Annotated in this window: 20 protein-coding genes; 10 read left to right on the top strand and 10 right to left on the bottom strand. The window is 67.1% G+C overall.

The genetic code is table 11. From position 1 onward, the window contains the following. Positions 1-475: 475 nt before the first annotated feature. The 9 genes from BMX93_RS09960 to BMX93_RS09920 all read left to right on the top strand — a co-directional run bounded on the left by BMX93_RS09960 (position 476) and on the right by BMX93_RS09920 (position 11230). Complete coding sequence (locus BMX93_RS09960; RefSeq protein WP_091970611.1) at positions 476-1570, top strand: glutathione S-transferase family protein; 1095 nt, start codon at positions 476-478, stop codon at positions 1568-1570. Continuing rightward, a complete protein-coding gene (locus BMX93_RS09955) occupies positions 1567-2571 on the top strand; it encodes an ABC transporter permease (protein ID WP_143052879.1) in 1005 nt (334 codons plus the stop codon). The genes BMX93_RS09960 and BMX93_RS09955 overlap by 4 nt, the downstream gene beginning before the upstream one ends. Then, positions 2568-3434 (top strand): ABC transporter permease, encoded by an 867-nt coding sequence (locus BMX93_RS09950; protein ID WP_091970607.1) that lies wholly within the window; start codon positions 2568-2570, stop codon positions 3432-3434. The genes BMX93_RS09955 and BMX93_RS09950 overlap by 4 nt, the downstream gene beginning before the upstream one ends. After that, positions 3431-5134 carry a dipeptide ABC transporter ATP-binding protein gene (locus BMX93_RS09945; protein ID WP_091970605.1) on the top strand — a complete coding sequence of 568 codons (1704 nt, stop codon included), beginning with the start codon at positions 3431-3433 and terminating at the stop codon, positions 5132-5134. The genes BMX93_RS09950 and BMX93_RS09945 overlap by 4 nt, the downstream gene beginning before the upstream one ends. A 134-nt stretch (positions 5135-5268) precedes the next feature. Then, entirely contained in the window at positions 5269-6957 is a 1689-nt protein-coding gene (locus BMX93_RS09940) for an ABC transporter substrate-binding protein (RefSeq protein ID WP_091970603.1), read from the top strand. 30 nt (positions 6958-6987) lie between these two features. After that, positions 6988-8364, top strand: a complete 1377-nt coding sequence (locus BMX93_RS09935) for an amidohydrolase family protein (protein WP_091970601.1) — start codon at positions 6988-6990, stop codon at positions 8362-8364. Continuing rightward, the gene (locus BMX93_RS09930) at positions 8361-9344 is read left to right on the top strand and encodes a glutathione S-transferase family protein (RefSeq protein ID WP_218139297.1); all 984 of its coding nucleotides are present in this window, start codon (positions 8361-8363) and stop codon (positions 9342-9344) included. The genes BMX93_RS09935 and BMX93_RS09930 overlap by 4 nt, the downstream gene beginning before the upstream one ends. 286 nt (positions 9345-9630) lie before the next feature. After that, positions 9631-10164 (top strand): GNAT family N-acetyltransferase, encoded by a 534-nt coding sequence (locus tag BMX93_RS09925; RefSeq protein ID WP_091970599.1) that lies wholly within the window; start codon positions 9631-9633, stop codon positions 10162-10164. Continuing rightward, complete coding sequence (locus tag BMX93_RS09920; protein ID WP_091970597.1) at positions 10157-11230, top strand: glutathione S-transferase C-terminal domain-containing protein; 1074 nt, start codon at positions 10157-10159, stop codon at positions 11228-11230. The genes BMX93_RS09925 and BMX93_RS09920 overlap by 8 nt, the downstream gene beginning before the upstream one ends. Here BMX93_RS09920 and BMX93_RS09915 read toward each other — a convergent pair. From BMX93_RS09915 to BMX93_RS09880, 8 genes are all read right to left on the bottom strand, one after another. Then, positions 11168-12352: a glutathione S-transferase C-terminal domain-containing protein gene (locus tag BMX93_RS09915; RefSeq protein ID WP_091970596.1), complete on the bottom strand. Its 1185-nt coding sequence runs from the start codon at positions 12350-12352 to the stop codon at positions 11168-11170. The two genes, BMX93_RS09920 and BMX93_RS09915, sit on opposite strands and share 63 nt — an antisense overlap. 450 nt (positions 12353-12802) lie before the next feature. Continuing rightward, positions 12803-13597 carry an ABC transporter ATP-binding protein gene (locus BMX93_RS09910; protein ID WP_091970594.1) on the bottom strand — a complete coding sequence of 265 codons (795 nt, stop codon included), beginning with the start codon at positions 13595-13597 and terminating at the stop codon, positions 12803-12805. Next, a complete protein-coding gene (locus BMX93_RS09905) occupies positions 13591-14709 on the bottom strand; it encodes an ABC transporter permease (RefSeq protein ID WP_091970592.1) in 1119 nt (372 codons plus the stop codon). The genes BMX93_RS09910 and BMX93_RS09905 overlap by 7 nt, the downstream gene beginning before the upstream one ends. Positions 14710-14713: 4 nt before the next feature. Beyond that, positions 14714-15853: an ABC transporter substrate-binding protein gene (locus BMX93_RS09900; RefSeq protein WP_091970581.1), complete on the bottom strand. Its 1140-nt coding sequence runs from the start codon at positions 15851-15853 to the stop codon at positions 14714-14716. 514 nt (positions 15854-16367) lie between these two features. Further along, on the bottom strand, positions 16368-17246 hold the full coding sequence (locus tag BMX93_RS09895; RefSeq protein ID WP_091970579.1) for an aminodeoxychorismate lyase: 879 nt from the start codon (positions 17244-17246) through the stop codon (positions 16368-16370). Between the two features lie 2 nt (positions 17247-17248). After that, on the bottom strand, positions 17249-18364 hold the full coding sequence (gene menC / locus BMX93_RS09890; protein ID WP_091970577.1) for an o-succinylbenzoate synthase: 1116 nt from the start codon (positions 18362-18364) through the stop codon (positions 17249-17251). After that, the gene (locus tag BMX93_RS09885) at positions 18361-19053 is read right to left on the bottom strand and encodes a MurR/RpiR family transcriptional regulator (RefSeq protein WP_091970619.1); all 693 of its coding nucleotides are present in this window, start codon (positions 19051-19053) and stop codon (positions 18361-18363) included. Before BMX93_RS09885 ends, menC begins: the two co-directional genes overlap by 4 nt. Continuing rightward, complete coding sequence (locus tag BMX93_RS09880; protein WP_091970574.1) at positions 19050-19784, bottom strand: hypothetical protein; 735 nt, start codon at positions 19782-19784, stop codon at positions 19050-19052. Before BMX93_RS09880 ends, BMX93_RS09885 begins: the two co-directional genes overlap by 4 nt. Before the next feature lie 105 nt (positions 19785-19889). Here BMX93_RS09880 and BMX93_RS09875 point away from each other — a divergent pair, with 105 nt between their 5' ends. Further along, positions 19890-21095, top strand: coding sequence for a M20/M25/M40 family metallo-hydrolase (locus BMX93_RS09875; protein WP_091970572.1), 1206 nt, complete (start codon positions 19890-19892; stop codon positions 21093-21095). A 99-nt stretch (positions 21096-21194) separates the two neighbouring features. Here the strand turns inward: BMX93_RS09875 and BMX93_RS09870 are convergent, their stop codons facing one another. Together BMX93_RS09870 and BMX93_RS09865 are read right to left on the bottom strand one after the other, a co-directional pair. Next, on the bottom strand, positions 21195-22577 hold the full coding sequence (locus BMX93_RS09870; protein WP_177170174.1) for an LGFP repeat-containing protein: 1383 nt from the start codon (positions 22575-22577) through the stop codon (positions 21195-21197). Positions 22578-22866: 289 nt separating this feature from the next. Next, positions 22867-24663 carry an ABC transporter ATP-binding protein gene (locus BMX93_RS09865; RefSeq protein ID WP_091970568.1) on the bottom strand — a complete coding sequence of 599 codons (1797 nt, stop codon included), beginning with the start codon at positions 24661-24663 and terminating at the stop codon, positions 22867-22869. Positions 24664-24948 lie beyond the last annotated feature (285 nt).

Here is a 24948-nt window from a genome sequence, read left to right as displayed (position 1 = left end):
CCTCGGCTTCCGCAACCTCACCAACTACATCGCCCGCAGCCTGCTCGAGACCGGCGGCTTCAGACCCCACCTACACCCTCATCTGTGAAGAGCCGCTTTCATTGCAGATCGCGTTGGCCGGTGCCTACGATCTGGGTGTTATCTCCCGAAGGGTTTGTCATGAATATCTCTCGCGAAGCTGTGTCGGTGATGCCTGCCGTGCGCTCCACGAGATGTCAGCTGGACTGTTGCAGTCCATCGACGGCACGGTAGTTCCCCAGGGGATTCCTCACGGGCGTGGCGCTGTTGGCGCCATAGCGGGCGCATGCGTCATCGGATACCGGCCAGCGGTATTGACTTTGTGACTGCGCCGGGCCTGCAGTAACCCACCATCATCGTTCGTTCCGATTCCTTGCCCGGCGCGGTGACAATCCACTGCACCGACATTGCGGAGACCAATCGGGCTCCGATCATCCCTGATCCAGGAAGGTATGCCATGAGTACGCTCACCGCTGAACTCGAGTCCGATCTGCGCAACACGCCCGAGCGTCCTGCACGTTCCGCCATGCCGGAGACCAATGCGGAGCAGACGCCCGACGGGGCCTTCCGCAGGCAGCGCAATTGGTTCACCAAGCGCTTCGGGGCGGGGCCCGGGTTCGTTGCCCCGGAGCCAGGGCGCTATCTGCTGCTCGGCAGCGTGGGGTGCGGGTGGGCTCGTCGCCAGCTCATCACGCTGCGTCTGCTTGGCCTCACCGAGGCGGTGCCATTCGTCCTGCTCACTGCCCGAGACGAGCAGGGCTGGCGGATCGCCAGCCATGGCAACGACCTGCAGGAGCGGTTCGGGACGAATCTGCTCAATGACTTCTACCGCCGCACCGATCCCTCGTTCCAGGGCCGCGGCACCTCGCCCACCGTCCTGGATGCCCAGACCGGCACGGTGGTCACGAACAACTACCATCCGCTGAGCCTTGAGTGGGAAACAGCCTGGAAGCCCTTCCAGGACCCACAGGCCCCCGACCTGTATCCAGCCGAACTGCGAGCCGAGATCGACCTGCTCAATCAGCAGATCTTCGACGACGTGAACAACGGCACCTACAAGGTGATCTTCGCCACCAATCCCGGCGCAGCCCGCGCCGCGAAGAGGATATTCGAGGCGAGATTGGCCGACTACGATTTCCGACTGGCTTCCAGGCGCTATCTCTTCGGGCCGAAGCTCACCGACTCCGATGTGCGGCTGTTCGTCACGCTGTCATCCTACGAGCGGGGTTATCGCCCCGCGATTGCCGCCATCTTTGGCGAGGAGAATACGGCTCACCTGCAGGATTACCCGAATCTTTGGGGATATGCCCGGGATCTTTTCGCCCAGGGGTTCGTGGACGACCGGGAACTGTACTTCCTCGATCTCCTGCCCGGCCCCTCGGGCGAGTACATCGGCGGGGGATTCTTCGCCGACGGCTCCGAAAGGCCCGACCCGGTGGCAGCGCTGGCACAGTGGCGTGAACCTGCGGGCCGTGAGCATCTGGAGGGCTCTGTGCTGAGCTCTGGACCTGGCGCCGGTGGCTCGTCCGAGCTGTGGCGGTTCGGGGTATGACGACGACTGTCGAGACGGCGGTGAGCCCTTTAGCCGTACCGCTCGCTGGCGAGCGCCGGTCGGGACATGGTGCACTGGCATTCCTCGTGGCGCGCAGGGTGCTGGCCGGCGTCCTGGTGCTGTGGGCCGCCATCACCGCCACCTTCCTCGCCATTCAGCTCGCACCCGGTGACACTGTCTCCCTGCTGCTCGGCGAGAATCGCGACGACCCGGTACTGCGGGCCCAGACGATCGAGCGCTGGGGGCTCAACCAGCCCCTGTGGGTGCAGTACCTCACCTACCTGCGCAGGATTCCGTCCGGCGATCTGGGCATCTCGTACACACTGCGTCAGCCGGTGGCCCATCTCATCGCGATCAATGCCGGCCCGACCTTCACCCTGGCGGCAGTGGCGGCAGCAGGAGCAATCGTCATCGCCATCCTGGGGGCCTTGATCGTCACCTCGCCGGTGCATTGGCTGAGGCCACTGGTCAGCGGATATGAGCTCATCATGGTGTCCGCGCCGTCGTTCTGGCTCGCCATCGTCCTGCTGTGGCTGTTCTCCTTCGAACTCGGCTGGTTCTCCATTGTCAAGCAGGGCAGCTGGCAGGCCTTGGTGCTGCCGGCGGCCTCCCTGGCGCTCCCGATCGGTGCCTATCTCAGCCAGCTGCTGGTGAGTGGAATCGACCGCGCGATGGAACAGCCGTTCATCATCACGACTCGGGCCCGAGGAAGCTCCCTGCTCGCCGCCCGGATCCAGCACGCGCTGCGCCATGCTGCGCTACCGGCCCTGCACATGCTCGGTCTCATCGTGGGTTCGTTGCTCGGCGGCGCGGTGATCGTCGAGCAGGTCTTCGGCCGGGTCGGCTTGGGCCAGCTGCTTGTCGATGCCGTGAAGGTCAAGGACATGCCGCTCATCCTGGGAGTCACGCTCGTCACGACCGCCGTCTTCGTCGCCGCCTCGACCGTTGTCGACATCCTGGGCACCCTCATCGACCCGAGAACGAAGGGGAATCTGCGATGACCGCTGTTTCCATTCCCTCCGGCGGCCTGTTCGCCGCCCATCTGCCGCGCTGGATCCGGGGGATACGCCCAACGCTCGTGCTGAGCCTGCTCGTGCTGGCCGTGGCGGCGAGTGCGGCGATCGCGCCGGGCCTGTGGACGCACACCGACCCCCTGCACGCCGACCCGCTCGCGGCACGTCAGCCACCGAGCCTCGCGCACCTGGCCGGCACGGACATCCAGGGGCGCGATGTGCTCACCAGGATTGTCTACGGCGCCAGGTTCTCCCTGCTCATCGGGCTCGGTGCCACCCTCGTGGCGCTCGGCCTCGGGGCGATCCTCGGTATCGTGGCCGGCGTCGGCCCGCGGTGGGCCGATCAGCTGGTCACCAGGCTCGTCGATGTCGTCGCCGCGTTCCCCGAGGTGCTGCTGGCCCTGCTCATGATTGCCCTCAGCGGCCGGGGCGCGATCAACCTGGCGCTCGCCCTGGGGGTCGCCGGGCTCCCGAAATACGCCCGGACGATCCGCGCCACCGTCCAGCAGACCCGCTGCGCCGGCTACGTCGAGCAGGCGACCACCTTCGGTGCCTCGCGCTGGCAGCGCCTGGTCCGCCACGTGCTCCCCAACGCGCTGGGGCCGCTGCCGGTGATGGTGACGATCGGATTCGGGGGAGCGATCATCAGCTCGTCGGGTCTGAGTTTCCTGGGGCTGGGCCCCCAGCCTCCTGCAGCGGAATGGGGTCTCATGCTCGCCGAGAGCCGCAATTATCTGCGTCAGACCTGGTGGACCGGGGTCTTCCCCGGAGTCGCCCTCACTGCCGTCGTGATGGCTGCCACGGTGCTCGGCCGCCATCTCCAGGAGCGCTATGAGAGGAGGCTGCCATGACGCAGACGATCCGTGAGGTTGTCGTGGCGCAGGACCAGGGCCGCCCGGAGGTGCTGCTCAGTGTGCGCGGGCTTGATGTGCGGTTCGGCGGACGACGGGACGTTCATGCAGTTCGCGGGCTCGACCTCGATATCTCCGCAGGCCAGTGTGTCGCGATCGTCGGCGAATCGGGCTCGGGCAAGTCGGTGACCGCACGAACCCTGGTTGGGCTCGCGGGCCCCGGCGCGGTGGTGAGCGCGAAGCGGTTCCAGATCGGCGATGTCGATGCGCGCCGCCTGTCGGAGCGGGCCTGGCGCAAGATCCGCGGCCGCAGCATCGGCCTGGTGCTCCAGGATGCCCAGAACTCGCTGGATCCGCTGCGTCCGGTTCGCCGCGAAGTGGGCGAGGTGCTCATCAGGCACCAGCTGGTGCCCAGGCGCCAGCTGGCGCGGACGGTGGACCAGGCCCTCAGCGACGTCGGCTTCCCCGACCCGCAGGTGCGCGGCGGGCAATACCCACACCAACTGTCCGGCGGTCTGCGGCAGCGGGCACTCATCGCCGCTGCACTGGCTGGCGGGCCGAAGCTCATCGTGGCCGACGAACCCACCACCGCACTCGACGTCACCATCCAAGCCCAGATCCTCGAACTGCTGCGCAGCAAGTGCGAAGCCGGCACGGCGCTGTTGCTCATCTCCCACGACCTCGCCGTGGTCTCCAGCATCGCGGATCGGGTGCTCGTCATGAAGGACGGCGTCGTCGTGGAATCGGGCACGACAACCCAGGTGCTGGAGGACCCGCAGCACGACTACACCACACGCCTGCTGCGAGCCATCCCCTCGGCATCGACCCGCGGACACCGGCTCAGTGCCGACGCAGCGCCCGAGGCCGAAGCCACGCCGGTGGCGCGGGATCACGGCCTTCCGGTGGCGCGGGATCGCGGTTCGGTGGTGCTGTGCGCACAGGCCGTTCACAAGAGCTTCGAGCTGCCCGGTCATCGCCGGCTGGTCGCCGTCGACGGCGTCAGCGTCAGCGTCAAGGCAGGCCAGAAGCTCGGCGTGGTGGGGGAGTCCGGTTCGGGCAAGAGCACTCTGGCTCGGATCCTGCTTGGTCTGCAGGCCCCCGACACTGGCGCCGTCCAAGTACTGGGAACCGACTGGGGCACCGCCGGGCGTGAGCACAGGCACGAGATCCGCCGCGCTGTGCAGTTCGTGTCCCAGGACCCGCTCGGTTCCTTCGATCCGCGCTACACCGTCGAAGAGGTCATCTCCGAACCGCTGAGATCGGTCAGTTCTGCCCAGCTGCGGGCCGAGCGGGTGCGCGAGGTGCTGGCGCTGACCCGTCTGAGCCCCGATCTGCTCGCTGCCCTGCCGCGCAAGCTCTCCGGCGGTCAACGCCAGCGGGTCAGCATCGCCAGGGCGCTGGCCCTGCGTCCCTCGGTCCTCATCTGCGATGAGCCGGTTTCCGCGCTCGATGTGTCCATCCAGGCCCAGATCCTCGACCTGCTCGATGACCTCAACCATCGGACCGGTACCTCGCTGGTCTTCATCTCCCATGACCTTTCGGTGGTCCATCACCTGGTGGACGACGTCGTCGTCATGGAGGCGGGACGCGTGGTGGAGTCCGGGCCCGTGACCCAGGTGTTCGCCGATCCCCAGCACGCCTACACCCGCAGGCTCATCGCGGCCGCCCCGAAGCCGGCCCATGACCTCAGGGCCGCGTAATGGGCGAGCCTGCGCATGACCGCCGATGTAGGCCGTGAACCTCTCGTTGTCTGCTGCCGCACAGATCCCCTGCGGTCCGGAATGCCGCCGCACCGGCGCACGCCGACTTTCCCACACACCAGGAGTACGAACCAATGACGAACACCGCAGCCCCCACAACCCTGAGCATCACCCGCCGTGGTCTCGTGGCGATGGTCCTCGCCGGCGGGGCAGGAATGGCTCTGGCCTCCTGCTCCTCGAACGGCGGCGCCGCAGGGGCGCAGGCCGCCGGCTCCGCATCACCGGTCCAGGGAGGCACCCTGTACTGGGGTGTCGAGACGGCCCTGCCGACCGTGAACCCCCACCTGAACGGTCAGGACAAGGCCACACCGATTCTCCGCAATGTCTTCGACTCCTATCTGTACCGGCAGGAGTCCGGTGAGTACGCCCCCTGGCTCGCCAGCAGCTATGACGTGAGCAGCGACGGCACCACCGTGACGCTGACCCTGCGCAGCGCAGTCACGTTCAGTGACGGTCAGCCGTTCAACGCCGACGCCGTCATCGCCAACTTCACCAAGCTCACGAGCAAGGGCTATCTCTCATCCATCCCCAGCGGACTGCAGTTCCTCACCTCCTTCGCCAAGCTCGCCGACGACAAGGTCCAGTTCACGCTGTCGAAACCCGACACCCTGTTCCTGCTGTATCTCTCCACGCCGGCGTCCACCCCGCTGTCCCCGGCCTCGCTGACCAAGGCCCAGACAGTTCTGGAGAGCGGCGGCCCTGAGGTGGCGGGCATCGGCCCGTTCGTCATCACGGCGTTCACCCCGAAATCGGAACTCGACCTGGCCCGCCGCCCCGATTACGCCTGGGCGCCCCAGGCGCTGGCCGGCGGCGAGAAGGCCGCCTATCTCGACAAGGTCATCTATCGCACCTTCGTCGAAGGCAGCACCCGCACCGGCGCCCTCCAGCAGGACCAGGTGCAGGTCGCGTCGGACATCCAGCCGCTCGATGTGGCCAGCTTCTCGAAGGGATCAGGGTTTGCCTACGAGCGCGAATATGTCGGCGGGCTGCCCTACAGCCTCTATCTGAACGTCTCGAAGGCACCCTTCGACGACGTGCGGGTCCGCAAGGCATTCATCAAGGGCTTCGATCTCGCACCGATCATCCAGAGTATCTACGCCGGGGCATTCGACCAGGCGAAGGCCCCGATCAGTACCAAGGGCCCTTTCGCCGATCCCTCGTCGCTCAGCGGGTATGCGGTGGACATCGATGCGGCGAACAAGCTGCTCGACGAAGCCGGCTGGACCCAGCGCAATGCAGACGGCCTGCGGAGCAAGGACGGGAAGGTGCTCACCGTGAGGGCGGTTTCCAGCTCGGACTTCGTCCGGGAGAGCCGCGATCAGCTCAATATCGCCATCGCTGCGGCCCTCAAGCAGAATGTCGGCATCGACTACCAGTTCCAGATCGTGGATTCGGGAACCGAGTCTGTCCGGGCCAAGGCCAATGACTATGAGATCTTCGACAACTCCTATGGCGGCGCAGATCCCGGCGTCGGCCTCGACCTGTTGTACTCCTCGGATCCCACGCGTGGCTTCATCGCGAGGGGCAAGTATCACAATCCCGATCTCGACGCGCTGCTGGACAAGGGCCGGTTCACCAACGACCTCGCAGCGCGCAAGGAGACCTATAAGGACCTGCAGAAGCTGGTGACCGACAACTTCTACGTCCTGCCGCTCTACCAGACTCAGGACAACCTGGCATCCGTCTCGAGGGTCGGCGGGATCACCATCGACCCGGCTCCCGGCCAGCCGTTCGGTGCATCAAGAGTCTGGCTCGCACAGTGAACGGCAGCAGGCTGGCGACCAGGAGGTTTCATGACTGAGACAGCCCCCGCTGGACGGGCCCGGGACACGCAGGCAGACCCACCCGGGTGGGTGATCAGGGCCGGGCAGCTCGTCCAGCGGCCAGACCGTCGTGCCGTGCCCGACGGTGCGGTGGTCGTGCGTCACAGCACGATCACCTGGGCCGGGCCGGCCGGGCAACTGCCTGCAGAGGATCGGCGCCTGCCCGTCGAGGACCATCCTGCATCGACGATCATGCCCGGGCTCATTGAAACCCACGCCCATCTGGGGTCGTACACACCCCACGTGTCCCAGCACGTGAGCGACCCAGCGCTGCTCGCGCAGTCCCTGCACATCCTGTCCGCCCTTGCCACTGCCCGCCAGCTCGCCTCGGTCGGTGTGACGACAGTCCAGTCCCTGGGTGCGAGGCATTACGCGGATGTCGCGCTGCGCGAGGCCATCGCCGCGGGCGTGCTGGCCGGCCCGAGAATCCTTGCCTCCGGCGCGCAGCTGACCACCACAGGAGGCCATTCCTGGACCAATGGCGCCGAGGTCGACTCGATCGACGACATCCGGCGGACCGTGCGCCGCCACCACAAGGCGGGCGTGGACGTCATCAAGGTGATGGCGACGGGCGGGTTCATGACACCTGGGACAGGCCCCTGGGCTGCCCAGTTCAGCGCGGAGGAACTCCGAGCCCTTGTGCAGGAGGCGCACCGGCTCGGGAAGCGCACGGCGGCTCATGCCCACGGTACCGAAGGCATCCGCCGGGCCGTCGACGCCGGGATCGACTACCTGGCCCATGCCAGCTTCGTTGATCCCGACGGCGTCACCCGATTCGACGGGGCGCTGGCCGACGCCATCGCCGAGCGGGGGATCTTCGTCGACACCTGCGCGCCGCCTTCCTGGCCGCCGGTGCCCGGCGAGACCTTCACGCCGCGCGCCAAACAGCTCTATGAGCACGGTGTGGGGCTGGTCGCGGGGCATGACATCGGTGCTGTGCTGCCGCCCAGCGGCTACACCTTCGGGCTCAAGCAGCTGGAGGCCTCGGGCATCCCGAGAGCCGAGGTACTCACTGCGGCCACCACCCGGGCCGCCGCCGCCCTGGGCCTGTCGGAAGTCACGGGGGAGCTGGTGGCGGGACGCAGCGCCGACCTCATCGTCGTGGACGGCGATCCTTTGGAGAGCCTGGACGCGCTCGATGCGCTGTCCAGGGTCGTGATCGGTGGCCGACCATTCGTGCCGGACCAGGTGGTGCCCTTCGACCCGAAAGGCAGCATCCCAGGCCAGGGGCCCGACACCCCCGGGCGGGTCCAGGCCAGCCGGAATGCGCGCTGGACGGCGCACCGGGGTCTGCGGCACGGTCCTGCCTTTCGGGCCCGCATGCACACGCCCGAGGAGACACCGTGAGCACCCAGCCCATCCCCGAGCAGGCCGCCGAGCCCGTCGACTTCGAGCGCTACGGCACCATCTATCACCCGCGTGGTGACGCGCTGGTGGCTGCCCCGGCCGGCGAGGACGCCTATCCGCTGCGGGGTCGGGTGGCACGCGGCGGGCCCTTCGAACCGGACACCGGGCGCTATCACCTCTACGCGTCACTCGCCTGCCCCTATGCCCATCGCACGCTGATCGTGCGCAAGCTCAAGGGGCTTGAGGGTGCCATCAGCGTCTCGCTGCTCGATCCCATCCGCGACGGGCGCGGCTGGGCGTTCCGCGAGGGCGCCGGTCAGACCCTCGACACGGCAGGCAACGGTTTCCGTTTCCTGTCCCAGGCCTACCAGGCATCGGTGCCCGGCGGGCACTACACAGGGCGGGTGTCCGTGCCGGTGCTGTGGGACAAGCTCACCGGAACGATCGTTGCGAATTACTTCCCGACAATCACGATCGATCTGGAAACCCAGTTCGACGAGTGGGCAGGCAATCCCCAGCTCGATCTCTATCCCGAAGATCTGCGCGCCGACATCGACGAGTTGAACGACTGTGTCGGCGAGCACGTCAATGCGGGCGTGTACCACGCAGGTTTCGCGGACAACCAGTCGGCGTACGAGGCGGGTTGCCAGGAGGTCTTCGAGTCACTGGACTGGCTGGAGTCGCGACTTGATCGCGACGGCCCCTATCTGTTCGGGAACCGGCTCACCGAGGCCGATGTGCGGCTGTGGGTCACCCTGGTGCGCTTCGACTCGGTCTACTACGGACATTTCAAGGTGAACCGGCGGCGGCTCGTGGATTTCCCGAAGCTGTGGGAATATGCGCGCCGGCTGTACAGCATCCCGGCGTTTGCCCAGACCACCGACTTCGACCACATCAAACGGCACTACTACGGCACCCAACTGCACATCAATCCCGCCGGTATCGTGCCGGTGGGTCCCGAACTCGATTGGCGACTGTGAGCGGAATTGGGGTTGCCCGGAGCTGGGAGCTGCTCCCGCAGCCCGTGCGTCCACGGATCCGCCGCCGTGGTGAGCAGCACCCAGCTGGGCCATGCTTGCAGGCTGCCTCAGCACCGCTGCCTACACTCGGCTCCAGAGCCACACTCGGCACCAGTGAGGTACTCGGTGGCCGCCGGTGGCTGGCGGGGGCTGTGGCCCTTCGGGCTCGACTCGTGACGTGCGCCACAGTCCGCGCCATTCGCCCGGAATCCACTGTGACGAGAGAACCGTGTGTAACGAGGGGACGATGACAGATCTAGTGGTACGCGAGGCGCAGGCGGGCGAGTATGACGAGGTCGCCGATCTGCTGGTGCGCGCCTACACGAGTTCCTATGAGAACAGCGAGGAGTATCTGGACTCGCTTCGCCATGTCGGCGAGGTCGTCCCCCGTCAGCAGATCTGGGTCGCTCTCGACGATGGCCGGCTGGTCGGGGCCGTGCTCACTCCCGCTCCTGGCCTGGCGCCCGAGCCGTGGACCGACGAGAACGGCACCGTCTACCGTCCTCCCACCGACGAGCTCGAATTCAACAAGCTCGCGGTCGAGCCGGCAGCGCGAGGCAGGGGAGTCGCAAAGGCACTCGTCGACAAGGCCGTCCAGATCGCCCGGGAACGCGGCATCAGCCGGATCGGGATCCACTCGGGACCCCAGATGACCACCGCCCACGCCATGTACGAGCATCTCGGCTTCCGCCGTCACCGCGAACGCGAGACAGTGGTCGTCGATGGCGGTCAGCGTCTGCGCTTCTACATCTATGACATCCCAGGGGGAACCCATGACTGATCTGCCGGACTCCGCCAATGTGAACACCCGGCCGCGCGGTGAGGTGGGGGAGTCGATCTTCGGTACCGAGCAGACCGACGACGGTTCCTTCAAGCGCCAGGAGAACCACTTCACCGCCCGCTTCACCACCGGCGAGCTCCCTGTCGAGGCTGGGCGCTACCGGCTGGTCGTCTCCGCCGAGTGCGGCTGGTCGCGCCGTCAGATCATCGTGCGCCGCCTGCTCGGCCTGCAGGATGCCATCTCGATCGCCTATGTCTCCGGACGCGGCGAGGACGGCGGATGGGTGTTCGCCGACCAGCCCGGCGCAGTGGACGCCGTACTCGGGATCCACGGCCTCAACGAGGCGTACCGCGCCGCAGACCCCGACTACACCGGGCGCGGAACCGTCCCCGCCCTTGTCGACATCGACTCGGGCAAAGTCGTCACCAACGACTACCACGTACTCAGCCTCGAGCTGGAGACGGCCTGGCGGCCCTTCCAGGCCGACACGGCACCCGATCTCTACCCGCCAGATCTGCGCCCGCAGATCGACCTGCTCAATCAGCAGCTCTTCGATGACGTGAACAACGGCCCCTACAAGGTGCTGTTCGCCACCCGGCCCGAAGCGGCCGAGACAGCCCGACAGGTCTTCGAGGCGCGCCTGCGCGACTACGATCATCGGCTGGGCACCCGGCGTCATCTGTTCGGCGAGCGGCTCACAGATTCCGACATCAGGCTGTTCTCGACCCTGGTGAGCTTCGACCAGACCTATCTGACGGGATATCCGGCGAAGCTGCGCGACAAGGCCTTGCGCGTGAGGCAGCTGCCGAACCTGTGGGCCTATCTGCGCGAGCTCTTCCAGACGCCCGGTTTCGCCGACGAGCGTGACACCGAGGCGGTGGGCATCACGCCGCGCGCCGACGGCAGCTATCTGGGCGGCTTCGGTGATCCGGTCCTGGCGTCCGAGGAGCCCGACCGCCTTGCCGCCTGGCAGGAACCGGCGGGCAGGGAAGGGCTGGGTGGCTCACCCGTCACGGCCGGCCCTGGTGGTGCCGGTACCGACCGGCTGTGGTCCTTCGCGTACTGAGTCGCGGGCTGTGCCTCGCGGTGATCCGGCTGTCCACGGTGACGCAGCGGTGAGTGCGGCCCTGCCAGCGGGTTCCCGCCATGCGGCCAGGGTGTCGTGGCGTTGGCCTGGCCGGCCGCGAAAGCCTCCCTCGACGTACATGCCGGCAGAATCGGGCACGAGCGCCACATGGTAGGCCTCGCGTTGGTCCATGAAGCCCAGCGCAAACAGATCCCGTGCATAGGCCCACAGCTGCCCGAACTCATCCAGGTGCCTGATGCGCCGTTCACCGAGAACAGATGTGAGAGCCGGGCGATGGAGCCGCTCATAGTCGCACAGATAGACGAACAGCCAGATGTCGGCCGTGGTCAAGTGCTCCCCGAACAGGAAGCGGCGCCGCGCGAGCAATCGGTCCAGTGCGTCCAGCTGCGATTCGAGCGTGGTGGCGAGTCGCCGCGAGGCATTCCGGGGCACCGAGGCGCAGACGCGCGTGCTGATCCGGGTGAGCTCGCGGATCCGCCGGATGGCGGTGTCGACATCGATCCGCAGGGCGGCGGGATACAGATCCGGCGCGTCCTCGTCGTGCAGAGGGCGCCAGGAGGTCTCGAACTCGGTCATCAGGACATCGGGCTCGTCGCACAGCACGCCGCCAGTGCGGGCGTCCAGCAGAGCGGGCGAGTGCGGACGCACCGCAGGCTGCCCGCCATAGTGCTCACTGAGCAGCCGCTTGGGCAGCGGTCCGGGCAACAACCGCCGGGGGTCCTCGATGCTCCAGTCATCGGGTCCGGCGGGCTTCAGCGCCAGGTAGGGCACTGGTTCGTCGAGGCCCAGCAGCCGCATGAGGATCGAGAGCCGGCGGGCCGGCGCCTGCGCCAGATCCCCGGCCATCAGATAGCGATGGGGCTCGACAGCGAGCAACCGGGGTGCGTGCCCGAAGTAGCGCACCAGGTGGGGCTGAGGGCCGGGCGGCGGCACGGGACGTCGACGTGCCCCGCCGGGGTGTTCAAGGGTGGTGGAGTGCATGGGCAACTTGTCTTCTGGGAGTCCGGCAGTGAGACAGCCCTGCCGAGGTCGGGTGAGGTCGTGAGTCTGCGCCAGCGAGTTCTGCGCCAGGCCGGTGGTCGATGCCAGCGTGGACGCCATCGCATCCACGGTCATCGGCAGCCCGAACGGCCTCACAACTAGGAGAAAGGGCACGGGAAACGATGCCAACACGTCATAGAGGCCAGCGCGTCATAGATGCCAACACGTCATAGAGGCCAACGCGTCATAGAATGCATCGAAATCCATGCACGACATGGGAACACACGATTCGGGTCGCCATATCGGGGCAAAGAGTTCGGCGCGCTGTCAGCGCCAGGACATCTGGAGATAGCCTCCAGGACAACATACCTGTCGAATAATCGAGAGGACTCGGGTATTCGTATTCATGGCCACCTCCATCTGTCCTGGCCATGGTAGGCATGTGCGCCGCGCCCAGACAAGGGAATTGTCGGGAACTCGGTCACACAAGGCAATGTGCGAGCTCGGCGTGACGGACAGCGGCCGGGCCCAGGGCCGGGGTCAGCTGGCGTGCAGTGCCCTGGCCGTCGGCTATTGCCGCAGCAGCGCCAGGATCTCGCGCCGCAGCTCGCGGAAGCCCGCCGCGTCCTGGGCTCGCGGGCGTTCCAGGTCCACGCAGATATCTGCCAGGACGCGCGCCGGGCGTGCAGAGAAGACAATCACTCGGTCCGACAGGAGCAGAGCCTCCTCGACATCGTGGGTGACCATGACCCCGGTGAATCCTTGGTCGCGCCACAGCCGGACGATCTCGGTCTGCAGGGTCGCGCGAGTCAGGGCGTCGAGCTTGCCCAGCGGTTCGTCGAACAGCAGGATCTGCGGGCGGTTGACCAGTGCGCGGGCGAGTGCGGCACGCTGGGCCATGCCGCCCGACAGCTGGGCGGGCAGTGCGTCGCGAAAGCTCCCGAGTCCGACAAGGTCGATCATCGCGTTCACGCGCTCGACCACGAAGGGATCGTCGCGCCGCCCCTGCACCTGCGGACCCAGGCCGATGTTCTTCTCGACGCTCAGCCATGGCAACAGGGTGGGATCCTGGAAGACGATTCCGCGGGAGGGATCAGGCCCTGTCACCTCGTGGCCATCGGCGTAGACGTGGCCGGCGACAGGGCGGTCCAGGCCGGCGATCAGCCTCAGCAACGTCGACTTGCCGCATCCCGAGGGACCGACGAGGCTGACGAACTGCCCGGCTGGGACCGACAGCGTCACCTCGTCGAGGACCGGCAGCGGCGTGTGGTGCGCCCAGAAGGCCTGCGTGACGCCCACCGTATCGATTGCCCCACCTGCCGAGGCGACTCGACGGGTGGCTTGTGTGGTGGTTGTCGTCACCATCTCGTGAGGTCCTTCTGCCAGGCCAGCACATGCGTGCGGATCGAGAGCAACAGCGAGAGCAGGCTGCCGCACAGCACCACCATGACGGCGATGGCGGCGTACATCGCCGGATAGGCACTCCAACCCTTCTTCCAGTTGATGTACCAGCCGAGCCCGGAGTTCACGCCCAGCGTCTCGGCGATCGTCAGGGTGACGAATGCCGTCGGCAGGGCCATGAACAGGCCGGTGAAGATGCTCGGCAGGGCAGCCGGGAGAGAGACCTTGAAGATGAGGAAACGGCCGGAGGCGCCCAGCGTCTGGCAGACATCGAAGTAGCTTTTCGGCACCGAGCGGATTCCGGCGTTCGTGAGCACAGTGATCGGAAACCAGACGGTCAGTGCCACCAGGAAGATGGCGGCCGCCGACGAGTTCTTGAAGGCGATGAAGACGATCGGGATCCATGCCAGCGTGGGTACCGGGCCGATGTATTTCACAATGGGGTTGAGCCAATAGCCGGCCCTCTTCGACCAGCCCATCCACAATCCGGTGGCAAGGCCGGTGATCGCTCCAACGGTGAAGCCGATGACCAGCAGGATGATCGAGTTCCCGATCGACTGGAGCAGCAGCACGCGATCATTCCAGGCCTCGGTGAGCAACTGCCCGGGCGGCGGGAAGTAGGGCGGGCGCAGTGCGCCCGCCTTGGCGGTGGCCAGTTCCCAGTTCAGGAAGAACAGCGCCAGCGCCACCCACCATGGGGCCCAGGTCCCCAGCCAGTGCGAGGCCCGGGCGCCCAGGGCGCTGGCGGGGCTCGCACTCGCCGCCCAGATCACGCCCAGCACCGCGGTGATGAGCGTCGCGACAATGGCCACCGGCGTCTGCCCCTTGACGACGAAGCTGCTGGTGTCGGGCACCGCCAGCACGACGAACACGTCGAAGGCCCACAGCCCCGCTGCCGCGGCGGCCAGCCAGTGGTTCACCGTGCGGGGCCGGTAGCGCCGCGCCAGCTCGGAAAGCACCTGCGGATCGTCCCTCAGCACCTTGTCCCTGGCATCGGTGATGGCTGCCGGATCGGCGGATCCATCGTGCTCGAGCAGCCGCGGGCGCGCGGGCTGAAGCTGTGTTTGTGCAGTCATGAGATCACCATGTCAGGCCAAGGGTTGTGAAGGCCTTGTCGGCCAACTCGTCGGGATTGGCGCCGGGGTCGAGATAGCCGGTCTGCTGGAACTTCTTGATGCCGGGCAGCAGCGACGACTTGAGATTCACCACGGAGGGCTTCCAGGCATAGCTCTTCAGCAGCGTGGTGACGGTCTCGACGTCACCGGCGACATACTTCTTGTCCACTTCGAGGTGGGCAACCTCTTCCTCGTGACCCGCTACGTAGCGTGAGCCGTCGGCCCATGCGGTGATGAGTTTGCGGGCCAGATCGGGCTCCTTGCTCACCAGATCGCCGTTGAGCGCTGTGCAGCAGCAGAACTGCTGGGCGTTCGTGCCGGTCATGTTGCTCGCCAACTCCTTGCCATAGCCCTTGAGCAAGGGCTCGTAGGCGATCGGGTCGGAGGTGGCGATGGCATCCACCTGACCGTTCTTCAGGGCATCGGCGAGCAGCGAGCTGTCGAGCACCTTCCAGCTGACCTGACCTGCATCGGGCAGGGGGTTGATTCCTGCGTCGAGCAGATCCATGGAGAAGAACATGGTGGCGGAGCTCTGCAGGCTTGGGATGCCGATCTTGCGATTCTTCAGCTGGCTGAGCTGGGTGATCGAGCCATTGTTCGGCACGACCAGCCTCAGGCACCCGCTGTGCAGGCCGGCAACGAACTTCACGTTCTGGCCCTGTTCCACCGGCTTGAGCCATGAGTAGAAGATGCCGCTCGATGCGTCGTAGGTGCCTGAGCCGACAGCGGCCTTGATGTCCTCGTCGCCCACCGACTTGTGCAGTGTGACATTCAGCCCGGCCTGCTCGAAGAAGCCCTTCTCCTTTGCCACGATGGCCGGCGCATCGCAGACATCACCGCCGTAGATGAGACTGAGCGTGCGATTCTTCGCGCCGGCGGCCGAGGCCTGCTTGGCGCCGAGGCCATGGCCGATGAGTCCTCCTGCTGTGCCGCCGACAATGAGGCCACCGGCTGCGGCCAGCCCGAGGCCAGTGAGGAAGCCGCGCCGGCTCAGTGAGCGGTTCGCCCGGGTCTCCTGCCCGGTTGAGGTTGCTTGGACAACTGCGCCGGAGGGCAGCAAGTCTCCGGTCTTGGGGGTGGGGGGTGTTCCGGAACTGGTGGACATCGGTTCTCCTGAGAAGATGGCTGAGCGTGAGCAGGTGGATGAGAGCGCACCGCATGCCGGGCCCCGCGACGCCGCGCAATCACCGGGAGCGATGGTGGCGCTCGTCAAAGTGACCGGCACGGAGCCACGAAGGGCATGGCGGGGTAAGGATCCAAGTCGGATCGAGGGAAGGGTCCCTGATCAGCGACCGGGGAATTCGTCGCCGAGAGCGAACGGATCAACGCGACAGGAAAGAAATCAACAACACGCGGGGAGACAGGCGCGACAACACAGCGAGGCGCGAGCGCCGACTGCTGGAATGTTGTGGCGAGCGTTGAGCGTGCTCATGTCCGGTTTCCCTTCGGCCACCCGGATTCGGGTGGCACAGCTGCACTGTGCGGCAACGATGCCTACACGGTAGTGTCCGCGCGCCGGACAACGCAACTGCCCGTCATGGGACGGTGGGCGTGCCCGCTGTCGCGCTGGCCGAAGGGCACCCCACAAAGCGACGGGCAGGGCGGATCGGACGCCCGGGTCAGCGTGCGGTGTCGAGCAGTGCCGCGTTCACGGTATCCGTGAGATCGTGGTCGACCGGCACATCGTGCTCGTCGAGAAGCCGCACCGGGGCGAGCAGGCGAGTCGACGATGCCAGCCACATTGCGTCTGCGGCCGCCAGCTGATCCACTCCCACGAGTACCTCCGCGGTGGCGAATCCGAGTCGCCCGAACACCTCGAAGGCGGCGCCCTGGGTGGTCCCGCGCAGAATGCCCTGGGCGGTGGACGGCGTCCAGATGCGCTGGCCGAACTTCATGATGAGACTGGCACTGGGACCCTCGAGCACATAGCCGTCCGTGCTCGTGAAGATCACGTCATCGGCGCCGCGGCGGGCGGCCTCACGCAATGCCGCCTTGTTGATCGCATAGGAGAGCGTCTTGGCGCCGGTGAGGAGCCAGGGGGCCCGGGCGGCGATGTCGTGGGGATATCCCCTGCTCAGCAAGACCACCTTGATTCCCTCGGCCCGCTCCGCGCGGTGGTCGTCGGTCTGGAAGGACAGCACCCAGCAGATCGGCACGCCGGTGCCCTCCACCCCCCGGGTCACGACGATCTTCACCGACAACTCCTCGCGGTGCTCGTCCAGATCGATGGTCTTGAGCACCGCGGCACGAATCGCCTCCAGCTCAAGGGCGGGCAGGTCGAGCATCGCCGCCGAATTGGCCAGCCGCCTAAGGTGGGCATCGAGCGCCAGCGGGCGTCCGTGGACGACACCGATCACCTCGAAGATGCCGTCGCCGCGGGTGACTCCCAGGTCGGTGACCGGTACCTGGGGATCGTGCGAATCCACGAGGTGAAGCCGGCCCTCGATGGCTTCGTCGGCGGATTCCTGAACGGGGGAGACGATGATGCAGATCGGCATGCTCATTCTTTCGTCGTGAAGGTGGCCAGGGTATTTCGGGCGATCCAGTCGGTGTCGACATCGAACCCAAGGCCGGGAGTGGTGGGAATGGTGACGAATCCGTCAGTGGTGCGCACCGGCGGTACGACGACATCTCGCGCATAGTACTTGTCCGAGCCCGAGACATCCGAGGGCAATGTGAAACCCGGCAAGGACGACAGCGCCACATTGGCGGCGCGGCCGATGCCGAATTCGTGCATCCCGCCGCACCATACGGGGATACCCGCCTTGGCGGCGCGGTCGTGAGCTGCCAGGGCGGTGGTGAGGCCACCCATCCGCGACAGCTTGATGTTGAGTATCCGCCCCGCCTGAAGCGCGATCATCGTGTCGAGATCGGCCAGCTCGGCGACAGTCTCGTCGAGACACACCGGGGTCTCGAGCTGGGCCTGCAGGCGGGCATGAGAGACGAAGTCGCGGGGGGCGAAGGGCTGCTCGATCATCGTGAGATGGTGTGCGTCCAGCGCGTGCATGACGGCGAACGAGGTCTCGTCGGGCCGGTAGGCGCCGTTGGCGTCCACGTGGAGATCTTCGTGCGGGAACGCCGCCCGCACTGCCTTCACGGGCTCCACATCCCAGCCGGGAGCGATCTTCAGCTTGACGCGATGGTAGCCGGCGGCAATCTGGGCTCCGACCTGGTCGACCAGCTGGTCGATGCTCGCCTCGATGCCCAGCGAGACGCCGCTGGCCGCTCTCGTGCGGGTTCCTCCCAGCGCCTGGGCGAGCGGCTGGCCAGTCATGGTGGCGTACAACGCCCAGCAGGCCATATCGATGCCGGACTTGGCGAAGTTGTTTCCGCGCACCTTCGCCCACAGCGCGTCGGCCTGGCGAGGGTGTTCCCAGCGTGCCCCGAGCAGCGCCGGGAGGAGGAAATGCTGGGCGATGAGCTGGGCTGTCCCGACGGTCTCGGGCCCGTAGTAGGGCTGTGTGGCCGAGGCGATCTCGCCCCAGCCGGTGGCACCCGACTCGTCACGAATCTCCACGAGGATGTGATCCAGATGATTCTTCGCATGAGAGCTGGTCTGGAACCGGTGCACCAGGGGCAGGCGGACCACGTGCAGGGTGGCTTGCACGACCCTCATGACTGATCCTGTACCGGTGAGGGCCCGGCGTCGTCGAGGTAGAGGCCGAGGTCCTCGCTGATACGGTCCCGGTCGGCGAACCGCCGGCGGGCGCCCTTGGCGCTGGCTGTGGTCAAGGTGGCGAGCACATGGCTGGTTGCCGCCACCGCGGTGGGCGAATCGGCATAGGACGCGGAATCGGTCGCCACGACGACCAGCTCGCGGGCATGCTCGGCGAGCGGAGCGGCTTCGTCGTCGGTGACCGCCACGACGGTGCCACCGGCGGCGGTGAACTCCCGCGCGGCAGCAACTGTGGACCGGCGGTAGCGGCGGAAGGAGAAGGCGACCAGGACATCGGATTCGCGCACATCGCTGAGCAGGTCGAGCAGGCTCGTGCTGGAGTCGTCCACGAGGTTCACCTGAGCAACTGCAGTGGACAGATCGGCAGCGAGCAGGGTGGCGTAGGCGTGGCTCTTGCCCGAGCCGATGACGAAACGGCGGCGGGCCTTCACGGTGAGCGCCGCGGCCCGGCAGACGCTGCCATCTGCAGCGAGCCGGTCGAAGGCCTCGGTGAGATTGCTCACCTCCGAGGCGATCAACCGCGACTGCAGGGTTGCTGCCGAGGTGGTCTCGATGCGCGCTCGATAGCGGGCACCGGGAGTTCTCAGCGCCCGATTGGCTGCGTGACGTGATGGGCTCGTGACGGTCACCGCGGACACCTCTCGAAGACATAGACGGCCGTCCGCTCATCCTGGCGGCGGCAGTTTCGCGCCACCATACCGTCACTCATGAGGCTGGCGAGGGATTCGTCGAGTCGCCGAACCGTGACATCGTCGGCGAGGCTGCGTTCGGCGGGCAGGGGCACCTGGGCGATATCGCCGCGACGGTCGGCCCAGCCCCACTCGTCGGCCGGATAGCACCGCTGCCAGCCCTGCACCGGGTGCGCCGGCGAGGGGGCATCGAGGTCCCAGTCGACGATGAGGCGCGACTCGCCATCGCCATAGCAGTTGGGCGCGAACCAGCGGCCCACCGCACCGATCACAGCCAGATTGAAATGCGCATTGCGGGCCAGGATCGGGTTGTAGGCCCAGCGCATGTGGTGCAGGCCCTTCGCGAGCGCGAGTCGGCGCTGCTCGTACTTGAGTCGTCGCCCCACTCCGGTGCCCTGCAATCCGTCGCTCACGACAACGGCCTGGGAGTAGAAATAGGTCTGGTCTTGCGAACAGCCGGTGAAGCCGTAGCCGAAGCCGACCATGGTCTCGTCATCGTCCCAGGCCCCCACCATGCAGCCGCCATTTGCCGCCATCGCCAGGAGCAGGCGGGGATTCAGCGTCGCTTCCGGCTTCGTATAGCCGAAGACCCTCCGGTACAGCTCCGATGCTCCTGCAAGGCTCGAGGCGCTTGTCACCTCGGCCACCCGCAGCGTCTGCGTCGCATTCATGAATCGGACTATACGAGTCGTATCCCCAGCCACTGATGACTGTCCATGTGAGATACACGTTCGTAACACGAGGGATACGATACGTAAGAGGCAGGGAGGTGGAATATGACGAGCGATCTTGCCCGGCGTGTCCGGGAGATGGTTGACCCCTCGCAATTGGTCTGCGAGCTGACCGATCTTGTCCGCTCGGAGACGCCGAGCCAGGACCGCGCGGCCAGTGCCACGATCGCCGACGAGCTGGCGTCCGCATGGCGGCCTTACGGCTCGACGCGGGTGGAGGTCAACGAGGGCGGTAGCCACCTTCTGGTCGACATCGCGGAATCCGGCCACCCCGGTGGCGCGCCGATCGTGCTGCTGGGCCATAGCGATACGGTCTGGCCGCACGGCACCATCGATGCCGAGCTACCGCTGGTGGTGGCAGGGGGGCAGCTCCAGGGCCCTGGAGCCTACGACATGAAGTCGGGCCTGGTGGTCATGCACGACGCGGTCCGGGTGCTTCGTCGTCTCAGCCTGGCTCATCCCCCGCTGCGGGTGCTCATCACCGCTGACGAGGAGGTGGGCTCGGCCTCGTCCACCCAGCTCGTCCGCCGCGTCTGCGAGCGGGCGCGCGCGGTGATCGGCTTCGAATCGCCCCATCCCGACGGTGCCCTCAAGGTGGGCCGGCTGGGCTCTACCCGGGTTCGCCTCGGCGTCGTCGGGCGTGAATCCCATGCGGCCCTCGACCCCGCCGGCGGCATCTCGGCCATCGATGAACTGGTCGACCAGCTTGTGGCGTTTCGACGCGGGATGGAGCAGATCGCCGGGAAGTATCCCGGCCAGGTGCTCAGCAATGTCGGTGCGCTGGGCGGTGGTGGGCGCAGCAATGTCATTCCCGGGAGGGCGCACGCGCTCATCGGTCTGCGGTTCGGGGGTGCCGAGGTCCAGGCCCAGGCCATGGCGCTGCTGGATGCGCTGCGCCCCTTCCGATCCGGCGCCACCCTGGACGTCGAGGTGCTCAGCGCGCGCCCGGCCTGGCAGCCTCACGACGGGGACCGGGCCCTGCTCGCCGTGGCCGAGGATGCGGCCCGCCAGGCGGGCCTGCGGATCACCGGACGCCCCGCCGCAGGTGCCGGTGACACGAACACCACCGGGGCGATGGGGGTGCCCACCCTGGACGGCATGGGCCCGCGTGGCGGCGGGGCCCATGCTCCCGGCGAGCACGTCGAGATCGCCTCGCTGGCCGAGCGCGTGGTCCTGCTCACCCTGCTGCTCCACCGCCTTGCCCCCGTGGCGGAGCCGAACGGGCAGCGCATCGTGGGAACCGCCGGATAGCTCCTCGGGCGGCGCGGGTCGCTGCCGACACCGGTGCTCGGCGGCGCGTACGAGGCCGGTTGCAGGTGGCTCGTGGGGAAGCTCAGCCGCGCCGAGCCTTCACAGCCTGGCCCGGATGCCGTCGAGGACCTTTCCGATACCCTTGCGCACGCTGGCCCAGAAACCGAGATGGGCCGGTGCGGGGGCCGGTGCGAGAACCGAGGCATGCAGGACACCGCCCGCGAAGTCCTGGCTGATGGTGCGATGACCATCCTCGACAGCCCCGCTCACTGCCGCACCGACCGGCGCGCCCAACACCTCGCGCTGGCCGGTCCACTGGCTGGCGAGCGGACCAGCTATCTCGACGACATTCTGGCCCGTCACGACGAGAATCCCGCCGACGAAGCTCTGCCAGCAGCCACCCGCAGGCAGGTCACAGGTCTGCGGACTGTTCGGATAGCCGAGCGCAGCGCTCGGGCCACCGGCCTTCATCCAGTAGCTGCGAATCGGGTCGAGCAGGGCATGGGCGCCGGTCGCCGCGGTCCAGTACATGGCCCCGTGCTGGAAGCTCTGGGTGGTCCCACCGCCCGTACTCGCGGCCTGGTCCGAGGTGGGATAGCCGAGCTCGCTGGTCAGCCCGCCGAACTGCTGGTAGGCGGCGCCGATCGCCCCCTGGGTGGGATGCGCATTGGCAGCGATGGCCTGGGCGGTGTTCGTGGCAGTGGCGTGCATCGCATCTTCCTGGCTCGACAGATCGCCCATCTGCAGGATCACCGCCGCAAAATTGCCCACATAGCCGGCCGAGTGGATCATGCCGGTCTGGGGCAGCCAGTAGCCGTCATTGTCCCAACCCTGCTTGCTCGCAGCGCCGCTCACTGCCCTGAAGCCGAAGTCCTGGTCGTAGCCATCGGCGCCCAGCGAGGTGGTCTGCGCCATCTGGTTGATGAGCCAGCTGCCGACCAGGGGATCGTTCGCGGCGCTGTTCAGCAATCTCGCCACATCGGACGCGCTGATGTGCGCCGCGCCCCAGTAGGTCCACGTCACCGGATCGTTGTTGGAGGCACTCAGCCCATACCAGCTGGACACGTCGGACAAGATGTCAGGACGCCAGCATGCCGTGGCGATGTCGTCATCGGACTCGCGAATCATGTATCCGATGTCGCCGCACGAGACGGCGCTAGCATCCCCGCCGGTCTGGTGCAACCACCAGACCGCGATGTAGAGCTTGACGATTGACTCGCTGGCCACCTGGGTGGATGCGTTGGGGGTGGCGAACACGACCTTGCCGGTGCTGCGGTCGACGATGGAAACGTACTGGGTGATTCCTTGGCGCGCTGCCGAGTCGATGCTCGCATTCACCGCCGAGCTCAGATTCGTCGTGGCCGACGCCGGCGACGCCGAATTGGGCGCGAAGCTGGCGCAGCAGACCGTGGCACACAGCATCAAGACCTCGCCCAGGAGATGGGCCGAACGCACCTGCCCGCGCTGCGCATGATCTCGCATCGTTGTCTCGTCCCTTTCGGCTGCGGGACGTCTTGACAGGGGGCCGGCACCACGGTGGTGCCCAGTGCGTTCGTCTCGAGCTCTCTGCAGGCTAGAAATCGTCATTGTGGCGCGCCTGTGCGCGGCACAGGTGCTCGCGATGAGTTGCCCCGCACAGCTCCGGGCCCTCAGATCCGCTGTGCGCCCGGGGCTGCGCCCTGGCAGATGTGCCCCGGTGTCCACGTGCCGGCCCGGCTCACCGGGCCATCTGGGCCGGCCCGGCTCACCGGGCCATCTGGGCCGGCCCGGCTCACCGGGCCATCTGGGCGTAGCGTCCGCCGGCAGCCAGCAGTTCGCTGTGGCGGCCCCGCTCGACGATCCGGCCGTGGTCGAGCACGACGATCTCGTCGGCATCGCGGATCGTGCTGAGCCGGTGGGCAATGGTGAGCGTCGTGCGCCCCACCATGAGCCGGTTCAGGGCCGTTTGCAGTTCACGCTCGGTCTCGGTGTCCAGAGCGGAGGTTGCCTCGTCCAGGATGAGCACCGGCGGATTGACGAGCAGCGTCCGGGCAATCGCCAGCCGCTGGCGTTCCCCGCCGCTGAAGCGGTGGCCGCGGGCCCCGACGGTGGTCTGCAAGCCCTGGGGCAGGGCCGCGATCAGCGCATCGAGCTGGGCGATCTCCAGCACCCGCAGCAGGTCCGCCCGGCTGGCCCCGGGCGCTGCCCGGCGAAGATTCTCCTCGATGCTGGCGTGCGCAAGATAGGTCTCCTGGGTGACCATCCCGACGATCCGGGAACGGTCCCGGCTCGTGATCCGGCGCAGATCGACTCCGTCGATGCTCACCGTGCCGCGGGTCGGGTCGGCCAGCCGTACCAGCAGCGAGGCCAGCGTGGACTTGCCCGAGCCGGTCTCTCCTACCACCGCCAGCCAGTGCCCGGGCTCGATGGTCAGGTCGATGTCGCGCAGGGCATCCTGGGTTCCGTCCGCAAAGCGGTAGGAAACGTGGTCCAGGCGCACGAGGCCCTTCACCTCGCGCGGATCCACCGGAACCGGATGGACCGGTTCGGCCACCTCGACGGGCAGGTCCAGGTAGCCGAAGATCCGGCTGAGCAGGGCCATCGACGAGACCCACTGGGCGCCGGTGTTGAGGAGTCCCTGGATGGGCCGGAAGATCGAGGTCTGAAGGCTCGCGAAGGCGATGAGAGTACCGATGCTGATGTCGCCCCACAAGCCCGGGAAACCCGCGGTGAGGTAGAGCAGCGCGGGAATCGCGGCGAAGATGATGCTCATGACGGCCATCCGCCAGCGCCCGGCGAGCTGGGCCCGCACGTCGAGGTCGATGAGGGTGCTCGATGTCCGAGTGAACTGTTCGAGCGTCTGGGCTTCGCTGCCCAGGGTCTTGGCGAGCAGGGCGCCATTGATGCTCAGGGCATCGTCCACCTGAGTGTGCAGGTCGGCCAGCGTGCGCTGCCTGCGCTCCATCACCTCACGGCGCACCAGCGCCACCTGCCGGGTGAGCAGCGAGGCGGGCGGGAGAACGACGAGCGAGATGAGCGACAGGCGCCAGTTGAGGGCGATCATCGCTACGGCGGTGGCCACTGTGGCAGTGAGGTTCGAGGCGATCGACGTCGCTGTCGTGGTGATCACCGCCTGCAGGCCGGCAACGTCCTGCAGCAGCCGCGACTGGATCTCGCCGCCCCGGGTCTTCTTGTAGAAGGCGATCGACTGGCGTTGCAGGTGCGCGAATACCCGGGTGCGCAGCTCATGAGTGACGTGCTCGCCCGTCACAGCCGCCAGCCAGGTCTGCCAGACGCCCAGCACTCCCGAGACGACAGCGATGAGGATCATGCCCGCCACCAGTTTCACCAGCAGCGCGGTGTTGTGGTGGGGCAGGGCCTGGTCGATGACCTCGCGCAGCAGGAAGGGCTGCGCCAGTGAGACCAGGGAGGCCACGACGATGATGGCTGCCACCGCGCCCATCCGCAGCCGGTGCCCTGAGAACAGGGCGAGGACGGCGCGCAGTCTCACGGGCGACTCGTCGAGCTGCCGCCGGTCCTCGGGGTCGACCCTGGTAGGGCCGTGCATCGGTGTGAACGCGCCGCTCATCTGCTGTCCTCCTTCGGCTCATCGACTCCTGCAGCTGTGCAGGGCACCTGCCGATCCTGCCACGACAGCAGCGATCGTGACCGAGGAGGCCACTGGCCCGGGCCGCGGCCACCGGCAGGGAGTTCTGGGCGTGGTCGGCGCACACTGATCATGGAATGACTGCGGCGATCCGCCGGAGAATCGATCGGCCGGTTGAGGATTTTCTGTAAGAACTCTTGAGAGCGCCTGATCTTTTCGAAAGGGGAGTTTCTCCTAAATTGGCGCGACTCACGTCCAGAGGCATCG

The organism is Propionibacterium cyclohexanicum, assembly GCF_900111365.1.
Taxonomy (GTDB): Bacteria; Actinomycetota; Actinomycetes; order Propionibacteriales; family Propionibacteriaceae; genus Propionibacterium; species Propionibacterium cyclohexanicum.
Note: the sequence above shows the minus strand (reverse complement) of the source record. Positions and strands in the feature narration are given on the sequence as shown.